General features: G+C 72.1%; 8 protein-coding genes. 6 read left to right on the forward strand and 2 right to left on the reverse strand.

Translation table 11 applies throughout. The features are described 5' to 3' along the window. The first annotated feature begins 37 nt into the window (after positions 1 to 37). The 3 genes from C7C45_RS14010 to C7C45_RS14020 are packed head-to-tail and all read left to right on the forward strand — an operon-like array spanning position 38 to position 2,674. Complete coding sequence (locus C7C45_RS14010) at positions 38 to 1,285, forward strand: MurT ligase domain-containing protein (protein ID WP_110564190.1); 1,248 nt, start codon at positions 38 to 40, stop codon at positions 1,283 to 1,285. After that, a complete protein-coding gene (locus C7C45_RS14015; protein ID WP_110564087.1) occupies positions 1,275 to 1,994 on the forward strand; it encodes a type 1 glutamine amidotransferase in 720 nt (239 codons plus the stop codon). Before C7C45_RS14010 ends, C7C45_RS14015 begins: the two co-directional genes overlap by 11 nt. Next, positions 1,991 to 2,674 (forward strand): TVP38/TMEM64 family protein, encoded by a 684-nt coding sequence (locus tag C7C45_RS14020; protein WP_110564088.1) that lies wholly within the window; start codon positions 1,991 to 1,993, stop codon positions 2,672 to 2,674. Before C7C45_RS14015 ends, C7C45_RS14020 begins: the two co-directional genes overlap by 4 nt. Positions 2,675 to 2,874: 200 nt before the next feature. Here the strand turns inward: C7C45_RS14020 and leuS are convergent, their stop codons facing one another. Further along, positions 2,875 to 5,715, reverse strand: coding sequence for a leucine--tRNA ligase (gene leuS / locus C7C45_RS14025; protein WP_110564089.1), 2,841 nt, complete (start codon positions 5,713 to 5,715; stop codon positions 2,875 to 2,877). A gap of 401 nt (positions 5,716 to 6,116) precedes the next feature. Here leuS and C7C45_RS14030 point away from each other — a divergent pair, with 401 nt between their 5' ends. The 3 genes from C7C45_RS14030 to C7C45_RS14040 are packed head-to-tail and all read left to right on the forward strand — an operon-like array spanning position 6,117 to position 10,960. Continuing rightward, on the forward strand, positions 6,117 to 7,169 hold the full coding sequence (locus C7C45_RS14030) for an AAA family ATPase (RefSeq protein ID WP_110564090.1): 1,053 nt from the start codon (positions 6,117 to 6,119) through the stop codon (positions 7,167 to 7,169). 1 nt (position 7,170) lies between these two features. Next, entirely contained in the window at positions 7,171 to 8,469 is a 1,299-nt protein-coding gene (locus C7C45_RS14035; protein ID WP_110564091.1) for a DUF58 domain-containing protein, read from the forward strand. A gap of 16 nt (positions 8,470 to 8,485) precedes the next feature. Beyond that, entirely contained in the window at positions 8,486 to 10,960 is a 2,475-nt protein-coding gene (locus C7C45_RS14040) for a transglutaminase TgpA family protein (protein ID WP_110564092.1), read from the forward strand. Positions 10,961 to 11,268: 308 nt separating this feature from the next. Here the strand turns inward: C7C45_RS14040 and C7C45_RS14045 are convergent, their stop codons facing one another. After that, positions 11,269 to 11,667 carry a DUF3040 domain-containing protein gene (locus C7C45_RS14045; RefSeq protein WP_110564093.1) on the reverse strand — a complete coding sequence of 133 codons (399 nt, stop codon included), beginning with the start codon at positions 11,665 to 11,667 and terminating at the stop codon, positions 11,269 to 11,271. Positions 11,668 to 11,691: the final 24 nt, after the last annotated feature.

Here is an 11,691-nt window from a genome sequence, read left to right on the forward strand (position 1 = left end):
GCGGTCCGGTAACCTCGCTCGCGTGACGGACGCGAAAATGCCCCTACGGGCCAAGGTGGCCAGCTCCGTGTCACGGACCGCCGCGGCGCTCTCCCGGGCGGCCGGCCGTGGCGACGGTTCGGTGATCGGCGGGTGGATCGGCCTGAAGATCGACCCGGACCTGCTGGCCCACCTGTCGGCCGGGCGTGCGATCGCGCTCGTCTCCGGCACCAACGGCAAGACCACCACCACGCGGTTGACCTCCGCCGCGGTCGGCGTGCTCGGCCGGGTCGCCACCAACTCGTTCGGCGCCAACATGCCCAGCGGGCACACGTCGGCGCTGGCGAAGGCCGGCAGCACCCCGTACGCGGTGCTGGAGGTCGACGAGCACTACCTCGCCCAGGTGCTGGAGGCGACCGAGCCGCACGTGGTCGCGCTGCTCAACCTCTCCCGCGACCAACTGGACCGCGCCAAGGAGGTCGCCATGATGGCGCAGCTCTGGCGCGCGGCGTTGGTCCGGCACACCAACGTCCGGGTGGTGGCCAACGCCGACGACCCGCTGGTGGTGTGGGCGGCCACCCCGCCGGGCGACCCCGCCCGGGGCATCAACCCGCCACACGTGACCTGGTTCAGTGCCGGCCAGCGCTGGCACGACGACTCCTGGGTCTGCCCCGAGTGCGGCTCCACCATCCAGCGCTCCGGTGGGCAGTGGTGGTGCACCGGCTGTCCGCTGCGCCGACCGGAGCCGCAGTGGGTCGTCGAGGACGAGGGCGTGCTCGACCCCACCGGTGCCTGGCACAAGGTCTCCCTCCAACTACCCGGCAAGGTCAATCTCGGCAACGCGGCGACCGCGCTGGCGGTGGCCGCCGAGTTCGGCGTCCGCCCGGTCGACGCGGTGTCCCGCCTCGGCATCGTCACCTCGGTGGCCGGCCGCTACGCGCAGGTCGACAAGGACGGGCGCAACATCCGGCTGCTGCTGGCCAAGAACCCGGCCAGTTGGCTGGAGGCGTTCGACATGGCCGACGACGCGCCGACCCTGCTCTCCATCAACGCGCGCGACCCCGACGGCCTGGACACCTCCTGGCTCTACGACGTCGACTTCTCCCCGCTGCGTGGCCGGCAGGTGTTGATCACCGGTGACCGGGCATTCGACCTGGCGGTTCGGCTGGACGTCAACGACGTGCCGTTCCAGCACGTCCGCACGTTCGGCGACGCCCTCCGGTCGGTCCCGCCCGGGCGGTTGGAGGTCATCGCGAACTACACCGCGTTCCAGGACATCCGAGCGGAGTTGGACCGTGTCATCTGAGAGCCTGCGCATCGTCTGGATCTACCCCGACCTGCTCTCCACCTACGGTGACCGGGGCAACGCCCTGATCCTCGCCCGCCGGGCCCGCCAACGCGGCATGCCGGTCGAGGTCCTGGAGGTCCGCTCCGACCAGCAACTGCCGGCGACCGCCGACATCTACCTGGTCGGCGGTGGCGAGGACGGCCCGCAGGCCCTGGGCGCCCAGCGGCTGCTCGCCGACGGCGGTCTGCACCGGGCGGTCGCCCAGGGTTCGGTGGTGTTCGGCGTCTGCGCCGGCTACCAACTGCTCGGCACCTCCTTCTTCGCCAAGGGCGTGCAGTGCCGTGGCCTGGAGCTGCTCGACCTGCAGTCCGACCGGGGCGAGAGCCGGGCGGTCGGCGAGCTGGCCGGTGAGATCGACCCCCGGCTGGGCCTGCCCCCGCTGACCGGTTTCGAGAACCACGGCGGCCGCACCCACCTCGGCCCGGAGGTCTCCCCGCTGGCCCGGGTCACCGCCGGGGTGGGTAACAACGGCGCCACCGAGGGCGCGTGGCGCGGCAAGCTGCTCGGCACCTATTCGCACGGCCCGGCGCTGGCCCGCAACCCGGCCCTGGCCGACCTGCTGCTGCGCTGGGCCACCGGCGCACACCAACTCCCGCCGCTGGACGACACCTGGTCGGACCGGCTCCGCAACGAGCGCCGCTCCGCAGTGGCCGCCGCCCGGGCATGATCCGTGCCGTCCGGCGGCTGCTCCGGCAGCCGTCGGCCGCCCGGTTCGCCCTGCTCCTGCTGCTGATCGGCGGCTGCGGGCTGCTGCTGCTCCTGGTGCCCCGGCCGGATCCGGAGCAGCTGCCGCTGCTGGCCGACCGGCTGGGCGACCTCGCCCCGGTGGCGGCGATCCTCGGTGGCGCGGTGCTGCTGGTCGCGCTGGTCCCCCGGACGTTCATCACGCTCGCCGCGGGCGCGATCTTCGGCCCGCTGGAGGGTGCCGGGTACGCCCTGGGCGCCGCGCTGGTGGCCGCGGCGATCGGGTTCACGGTCGGCCGGCTGCTCGGCCGGGAGTTCGTCGCCGTTCGGGTCCGTGGTCGCCTGGCCCGCCTGGACGGCTGGTTCGCCCGGCAGAGCGTGCTCGGTGTGATCACCGTCCGACTGCTGCCGATCGCCGGCTTCGGACTGGTCAGCTACGGCTACGGCACGACCGGAGCCCGGGTACTGCCGTTCCTGGCCGGCAGCGTCATCGCGTCCGCGCCGACCGCCTTCGGCTACGCGGCGATCGGCGCGGCGGTCAGCTCACCCGGCCACGTCAACTGGTACGCCGCCGCCCCGTCCAGCCTCGGTCTGATCGCCAGCCTGGTGCTCGTCCACCGCTGGTGGCGTGCCGAACGCCGCCGCCGTCGCGTACCGGTCTGACCGCGCCCGAGCCGATCGACGCCGGCACCGACGGCCCGCCATCCGTCGGAGGGTTCCCCGGGTCCGGTGACCGCTATGACTCACCGGTATAAATATGCCGCTGAGTCATAGCGCTCGTCGCGGCGTCCGCCACCTCCGACGGCACAACCCGTGACGCCCCCGCCCAGTCCGGGACCGGGCGGGGGCGCACGGGCAGCCCGTCAGGCGACTACCGAAACCATCCGGCCCTTCACCACGATGACCTTGCGGGGTTCCTTGCCGGCCAGGGCGGCGGCCACCGCGTCCAGGGCCGCCGCGCGAACGGTCTCCTCCGCGGCGTCGGCGGGGACCTCGATGCGGCCCCGAACCTTCCCGTTGACCTGCACCGGATAGGTCACCGTGTCGGCCACCAGCAGGGCCGGGTCGGCGGTCGGGAAGTCCGCGTACGTCAGTGAGGTGTCGTGGCCCAGCTTGCGCCACAGCTCCTCGGCCACGTGCGGGGCGAACGGCGCCACCATCAGCACCAGCGGCTCGGCCACCTCGCGGGGCGTCGCCGACAGCCCGGTCAGCCCGTTGGTCAGCTGGATCAGCTTGGCGATCGCCGTGTTGAACCGGATGCCGTCCATGTCGCCACGGACCCCGTCGATCACCGTGTGCAGCAGCCGGCGGGTCGCCTCGTCGGCCGGGTCCTCGGTGATCCGCGGCTCGCCGGTCTGCTCGTCGACGACGGCCCGCCAGACCCGCTGCAGGAACCGGTACGAGCCGACCACCGCCCGGGTCTCCCAGGGGCGGGACACCTCCAGCGGGCCCATCGACATCTCGTACACCCGGAAGGTGTCCGCACCGTAGGCGGCGCACATGTCGTCGGGGGTCACCACGTTCTTCAGCGACTTGCCCATCTTGCCGTACTCGCGGTTGACCGCCAGGTCGCCCAGGTAGTAGGCGCCGTCGCGCTCCGTGACCTCCTCGGCCTGCACGTAGCTGCCGCGCGAGTCGGTGTACGCGTACGCCTGGATCATGCCCTGGTTGAACAGCTTGCGGAACGGCTCGAACGACGACACGTGCCCCAGGTCGAACAGCACCTTGTGCCAGAAACGCGCGTACAGCAGGTGCAGCACGGCGTGCTCGGCGCCGCCGACGTACAGGTCGGTGCCCCCACAGTCGCCGTCGCCGCGCGGACCCATCCAGTAGCGCTCGTTCTCGGCGTCGACGAACCGCTCGCTGTTGCTCGGGTCCAGGTAGCGCAGCTCGTACCAGCAGGAGCCGGCCCACTGCGGCATCACATTGGTTTCCCGGGTGTAACGCTTCGGCCCGTCACCCAGGTCCAGCTCGACCTCGACCCAGTCGCGCCGGCGCGACAGCGGGGTCTCCGGGTTGCTGTTCGCGTCGTCGGCGGCGAACGTCTTCGGGGAGAAGTCGTCCACCTCCGGCAGCTCGACCGGCAGCATCTCCTCCGGCAGGGCGATCGCCGCACCGGTCTCGTCGTAGACGATCGGGAACGGCTCACCCCAGTAGCGCTGGCGGGAGAACAGCCAGTCACGCAGCCGGTAGGTCACCGCCCCGGTGCCGTGCCCGTTCGCCTCCAGCCAGGCGATGATCGCCGCCTTGGCGTCGGCGACCCCCAGGCCGTTCAGGTCCAGGCCGCGCTCGGGCGCGGCGCTGTTGATCGCCGGCCCGTCCCCGGTGTACGCCTTGCCGTCGAAGCCCTCCGCCGGCTGCACGGTACGCACGATGGGCAGCTCGAAGACCTCGGCGAACGCCCAGTCCCGTTCGTCCTGGGCCGGCACCGCCATGATCGCGCCGGTGCCGTAGCCGGCCAGCACGTAGTCGGCGATGAAGATCGGGATCTGCCCGCCGGTGACCGGGTTGGTGGCGTACGCGCCGGTGAAGACGCCGGTCTTCTCCTTGGTGTCGGACTGCCGCTCGACGTCGGTCTTGGCCGCCGCCGCCTTGCGGTACGCCTCGACGGCCTCCCGGGGGGTGGCGTGCCCGCCGGTCCAGGCGTCCCTCGTGCCCTCCGGCCAGGTGGCCGGCGCCAGCGTGTCGACCAGCTCGTGCTCGGGCGCCAGCACCATGTAGGTGGCGCCGAAGACGGTGTCCGGCCGGGTCGTGAACACCCGCACCGGCGCCGCACTGGTCGGGAAGTCGATGTGCGCGCCCTGCGAGCGGCCGATCCAGTTGCGCTGCATCAGCTTGATCGGCTCGGGCCAGTCCAGGCTGTCCAGATCGTCCAGCAGCCGATCGCCGTACGCGGTGATCCGCATCATCCACTGCTTCAGGTTGCGCTTGAAGACCGGGAAGTTGCCCCGCTCGGAGCGACCGTCGGCGGTGACCTCCTCGTTGGCCAGCACGGTGCCCAGCCCCGGGCACCAGTTCACCGGGGCCTGCGAGACGTACGCCAGTCGGTGGTCGTCGACGACCTGGCGGCGCTCGGCGACGCTCAGCTCGGCCCAGGCGCGGCCGTCCGGGGTGGGTCGGTTACCGCCCTCGAACTCGGCGATCAGCTCGGCGATCGGGCGGGCTCGCCCCGCGTCGCGGTCGTACCAGGAGTTGAAGATCTGCAGGAAGATCCACTGGGTCCAGCGGTAGAAGTCGGTGTCGATGGTGGCCACCGAACGCCGCTCGTCGTGCGCCAGCCCCAGCCGGCGCAGCTGCGCCTTGTACCGCTCGATGTTCGCCACGGTGGTGGTCCTGGGGTGGGTGCCGGTCTGCACCGCGTACTGCTCGGCGGGCAGGCCGAACGCGTCGAAGCCCATCGCGTGCAGTACGTTGCGGCCGGCCATCCGCTGGTAGCGGGCGTAGCAGTCGGTGCCGATGTAGCCCAGGGGGTGACCGACGTGCAGGCCGGCACCGGACGGGTACGGGAACATGTCCAGCACGTACAGCTTCTCCGCGCCGGCGCGGGGATGGGTCGGGTCGGCCAGCGGGCCGGTCGGGTTCGGTGCGTGGAAGGTGCCCTCGCGCGCCCAGGTGTCCTGCCAACGGATCTCGATCTCGTCGGCCAGGGCCGCGGTGTACCGGAACGGGGGAATGTCGCCCGCCGGTGCGGCTGCCTCACTCATCGTCTCTCCTCGCTTCGCTTCGCTTCGTCTCGGCGCCACCGGGCCGGGCCGGCGGCGGGCACAAAAATGCCCCTCGCACAGGAGGGGCCGCCGTGCTGTCGCGCGTTCAGCGCATCAGCACGGCCCGGTAAGAAGCAGGAAGACTCCGGCCATGTTCGGCAGTGTACCTCGCCGACGATTCGGCCGGCGGGCCCCAGGGCGGACCGGGCCAGGTCCCCCGACGCGGCGAATATCGGGGCGTAACCGACGGACTACCTGCGGGGGTCGGCGATAACGACAAACATGGTTAGCCTGAGAGGCTAGTGAGAATCCTGCGGCAAAAGAGGCTCGACGTCGCGAACCCAACGGCGGGTCCAGGTGCTCTCTACAGAGCTGCCGTGACGGCGACGAGGAGGAGGCCCGTGACACAACAGACCTGGGACGAGGTGGGCGGCCTGTTGCCGCACGACGAGTTCCGCGCCGCCAGCGAGGCCATCGTGGCCAACATCGAGCAGGTCATCGAGGGTAAGACCGCCACCGTGCGGCTCGCCCTGGCCGTGCTGCTCGCCGAGGGCCACCTCCTGATCGAAGACGTCCCGGGTGTCGGAAAGACCAAGCTGGCCAAGGCGCTCGCGCGGTCCATCGACTGCACGGTACGCCGGATCCAGTTCACCCCCGACCTGCTGCCCAGCGACGTCACCGGGGTCAGCGTCTACAACCAGGAGACGCACGACTTCGAGTTCCGCCCCGGTGCCGTGTTCGCCAACCTGGTGGTCGGCGACGAGATCAACCGGGCCTCTCCGAAGACCCAGTCGGCGTTGCTGGAGTGCATGGAGGAGCGGCAGGTCACCGTCGACGGCGTGACGTACCAGTTGCAGACGCCCTTCATGGTCATCGCCACCCAGAACCCGATCGAGATGGAGGGGACCTACCCGCTGCCCGAGGCGCAGCGCGACCGGTTCACCGCCCGCATCGCGATGGGTTACCCGGACTCCAACGCCGAGCTGGCCATGCTCGACGGCCACGGTGCCACCGACCCGTTGAACGAGCTGCGCGCGGTCTCCGACGCGGACATCGTCCGGCAGCTCATCGCCACCGTCCGGCAGGTGCACGTCGCGGACGCGGTCAAGCAGTACGCGATCGACCTGGTCACCGCCACCCGCGAGGCCCCCGATCTGCGGCTCGGCGCCTCCCCCCGAGCCACCCTGCAGCTGCTGCGCACCGCCCGGGCGGTCGCCGCCCTGGAGGGCCGCGACTACGTCCTCCCCGACGATCTCCAGGCCCTGGCGGTTCCGGTGCTCGCGCACCGGATCATCCCGACCGCCGACGCGCAGCTCGCCCGACGCACCACCGACGCGATCGTCTCCGAGTTGGTGCACCGTCTGCCGCTGCCGCACGACCGGCAGCGCAACCCGTACGACACCCGGCCCGCTTCCGGCAACGGCCGCGCGCCCTACGAGCCGCGGAGGCCATGACGTGCGTGCCGGGCTGCGCGGGCTGACCACCCGCGGGCGCTCCTTCCTCGCCGCGGCGGTCGCGGCAGCGATCTCGGCCGGCATCCTCGGCGAGAAGGACCTGCTCCGGGTGGCCGTGCTGCTGGCCATCCTGCCGTTGCTGGCGGCGACCTACGTCGGGCGCAGCCGCTACAAACTGGCCTGCAACCGTTCACTGGACCCGCACCGGGTCCCGGTCGGCGCCAACTCCCGCGTGGTGCTGCGCCTGCAGAATCTCTCCCGGCTGCCGACCGGCACCCTCCTGCTGGAGGACCGGCTGCCCTACGCGCTGGGCAGCCGGCCCCGAGTGGTCCTGGAGCGGCTCGGCGCGCACCAGGCCAGCTCCGTGGCGTACACCGTGCGGGCCGACGTGCGGGGCCGCTACGACGTGGGCCCGCTGGTGGTCCGGATGACCGACCCGTTCGGGCTCTGCGAGCTCACCCGGTCCTTCCCGAGCACCGACCACCTGACGGTCATCCCGCAGGTCTCCCCGCTGCCGTCGGTCCGGCTCCCCGGGGAGTACGCGGGCAGCGGCGACAGCCGGGCCCGCTCGGTGGCGGTGCACGGCGAGGACGACGCGGCGACCCGGGAGTACCGGCGCGGCGACGACCTGCGCCGGGTGCACTGGAAGTCGACGGCGCGTACCGGCGAGCTGATGGTGCGCCGCGAGGAGCAGCCGTGGGAGAGCCGGGCCACTGTCGTTCTGGACACCCGGGCGTACGGCCACCGCGGCGAGGGGCCGACGGCCAGTTTCGAGTGGGCCGTCTCCGCCGCCGCGAGCGTCGCCGTCCACCTACGCCAGGCCGGCTACAAGTTGCGCCTGGTCACCGGCTCGGGCGTCGATGTGGACGCGTCGGAGGCCGGCGGTGACGGCGCGCTGCTCGACCACCTCGCGGAGGTCCGCCTCGATCAGCGTGCCGAGGTGACCGACCTCGTGCAGCGGGTCCGCCAACGCGCCGACGGCGGGTTGATCATCGGGCTGTTCGGCACGGTGAGCGTGGCCGAGGCCGAGCTGCTGGCCGGGCTGCGGGGCAACGGCGCCACCTGCATCGGGTTCCTCCTGAGCAGCTCCACCTGGCTCAGCCTGCCGGAGAAGGCCCGGGCCGAGGCCGAGCACGCGCACGGCGCCGCTGTCCTCGCCATGCTGCAGAGCGGCTGGCGCGTGGTCGGCGTCGACCACGGCACCCGACTGCCGGCGCTGTGGCCGCAGGCCGGCCGGGGTTCGCAGGGCTTCGCCCTGCGCGCCGCGCTGGCCGAGACGGTCGCCGGCGGCGTGCGATGAACGGAAGGTTCTCCTCATGATCGCCAGTCGGAACATCGGCGTGGTGGCGGCCGCGGCCACGTTGTTGGCCGCCGCGCCGCTCTCCGCCATCTTCCAGAGCTGGACGTGGTTGATCGAGTCCGTCATCGCGGTCGCCGTGGTCGCCGGGGTGGCCGCGTTGACCAGGCTCGCCCGGGCACCCCTGTGGGGTCAGGTGCTGGGCATGCTGGCCGGCCTGGTCCTCGCCCTGACCTGGTTGTTCCCCAGCGGCGAGGAGTTGGTCGCCGTCCTGCCCACGCCGGGCACCTTCGCGCACTTCGCCAACCTGCTCGCCAGCTCCGCGCAGGACATGCGCTCGTACGGGGTCGAGGTCCCGGACACCGACCCGCTGCTGTTCATCGCCGTGCTCGGCGTCGGCGCGGTCGCTGTCCTGGTGGACGTACTGGCCGTGGGGCTGCGCCGGCCCGCGCTGGCAGGGCTGCCGATGCTCGCCATCTACTCGGTGCCGGTCGCCGTCTACGTGAACAGCGTCCCCGCGACGCCGTTCGTGGTGGGCGCCGCCGGTTACCTCTGGCTGCTGGTCACCGACAACGTGGACCGGGTGCGCAGGTTCGGGCGCCGGTTCACCGGTGACGGTCGCGACATCGACGTGTGGGAGGCCTCGCCGCTGGCGTCGGCCGGCCGTCGGCTCGCGGTGGTCGGGGTGGCGCTGGCCGTGGCGCTGCCGTTGGCGGTGCCCGGCATGACCGGCGGGCTCCTCGACTCCCTCAGCCGGGGGCCGGGCAACGGCACCGGTAACGGGAACGGCTCGGGCGGCAACTCGGGTCGGATCGACCTGTTCGCCTCGCTCGCCGGCCAGCTCAACCAGTCCCAGGTGTCCGAGCTGGTCAAGGTGACCACGTCCGAGCCCAACCCGTTCTACCTGCGGTACGCGGTCGCCGACGAGTTGCGCCCGGCTGGTTTCCAGGCGCGCAACCCGAGCGGCCGGCCGACCAACCGGGACCTGCCCAACCCGGCCGAACGGGCTGGCCCAGGTGTGCAGCAGACGACCTACAAGGCGACCGTCGAGGTCACCAAGAACCTGAGCATGGCGCTGATGCCGGTGTACGCCGAGCCGGTACGCACCGAGGACCTCAACGGCAACTGGCTCTACGACCCCAACCAGCAGGTCGTCTTCTCCAACCGGGAAAACTCCCGGGGCCGGAAGTACTCCTTCGACTACGTCCGTTCGACGTACAGTCCGGCGGCGCTGCGAGCCGCGCGACCGCTGCCGACCGACCACCCGGTACGCCGACAGTTGACCGCCACCCCTGGGCCGGTGCCCGAGGTGGAGGATCTGGTCAAGGGGTTGATCCAGAACAAGCGCACCGACTACGACCGGGTGTTGGCGATCTACCAGCACTTCTCGGCGGACAACGGGTTCTCCTACCGACTCAGCACCGCGAGCGGCAGCAGCGGGCAGGACATCGTCAACTTCCTGACCAACAAGGTTGGCTACTGCCAGCAGTACGCGGCGGCGATGGCCTGGTTGGTCCGCTCGGCCGGCATCCCGGCGCGGGTGGCGTTCGGGTTCACCAACGGCAGCAATCGCGACGGTGACACCTTCACGCTGACCAACCTCAACCTGCACGCCTGGACCGAGGTCTTCTTCGACGGGATCGGCTGGGTGCCGTTCGACGCCACCCCGGCGTACGGGGTGCCGGGGTCCACCCGATCGGCCTGGGCGCCGGACACTGACGCGCCGGAGCCGGCGGCCCCGGGCACCGGCGTCACGGACAGCCCGGCGGGCACCGACACCTCCGCTGGTCCGGCCGGGCCCGACAACGCCGACCGGGACCTTGACGACGGGCTTTCCCTGAGTGGCACGAGGCCGGCCGAGCAGCCACCGGTCTGGCCCTGGTGGACGGCGGGCCTGCTGGCCCTGCTTGCACTGCTTGCGATCCCCGCCCTGCGCCGGCTGGCCCTGCGCCGTAGACGGGGTGCCAAGGCGGCGAGCGCCGCGGTGGTCTCCTCGACCGTCGACGACGGAGCCGAGCCGGGGACACGCGTGGTGGTGGTCGGCGCGGACGCCAACGCGGCACGCGCGGACGCGCACGCCGCCTGGGCGGAGCTCCTCGACACGATGGTGGACTTCCGGATCCCCGTCGATCTGACCGAGACACCCCGGGCGACCGCCGACCGGCTTGTCCGGGACACCCTCGGCGACGACACCGCCGCGACCGGGTCGGCGCGGTTGCTCGGTCGGGCGGAGGAGCGTGCCCGTTACGCGCGGGATCCGCTGACCGGTGAGCGGTTGCTGCCGGCACTACGCGTTGTCCGTGGGGCGCTCGCCGCGCAGGCCGACCGGCGGACCCGCCTGCTCGCCGCCGTGTTGCCGCCGTCGGTGCTGCTGCGGTGGAGGACCGCCATGGCGGACACGTCCGGCCGAATGGTGGCGCTGACCGGGCGAGCCCGGTACCGGCTGCTGCGCTGGAACCCCCGACGGCTGCTGGCCGACCGGGCGGCCCGCTGACCCACGCTCGTCCAGGTTCGGGGCGGCGGTCCACCGACCGCTGCCCCACGTGCGGGTAATCGTCACCAGATCGCCGATGTGGGGGGCATCCCGCGGCCCGGCTACCCCGATGTCGCCGACCTGATGTCGATCATGCGACGGCCCGTGCTGCGGCATGGACGACGCGCCACAGCCGCGCAACGGCACATGCACAGACGCTCGGCGACGTTTGCCGGCGGGAGAGGGCGCGCGGATACGACGGAGGTCGCCGGGCTAACCCGGCGACTCGCTCGTCGCGGCGTACGGCCCGCCTCAGCGGCGGGACTGGCTCAGCGGTGCCCCTCCGGGCGCTGCCGCCACCTGTCCTCCATGCGGTCCAGGATCGACGACCGGCGACCGGATCGGCCACCGCGCGGACGGCGACGACTCGTCGTGCCGCCCACCACGTGCAGGTCGGGTGACTGCGCCCGTCGGTGCGACTGCACCGCGTAGGCGGCCGACGCCAGCATGACGACGAAGCCCGCCACCGCCAACGGTGGAGTCTTGATCACCGCGCCATAGACCAGTAGAGCCAAGCCAGCGATGATCACGCCGGCTGCGACGAGCAGGCGACGCCGCGCATGGAAGCGCGGATCGCTGGCGCGCACGGCCGAGGCGAATTTGGGGTCCTCGGCAAGCGACCGCTCGATCTGCTCGAACAGCCGCTGCTCGTGCTCCGAGAGCGGCACGGCACTCCTCCCCGGTCACGCATT

It is taken from the genome of Micromonospora arborensis (genome assembly GCF_003205615.1).
Classification (GTDB): Bacteria; Actinomycetota; Actinomycetes; order Mycobacteriales; family Micromonosporaceae; genus Micromonospora; species Micromonospora arborensis.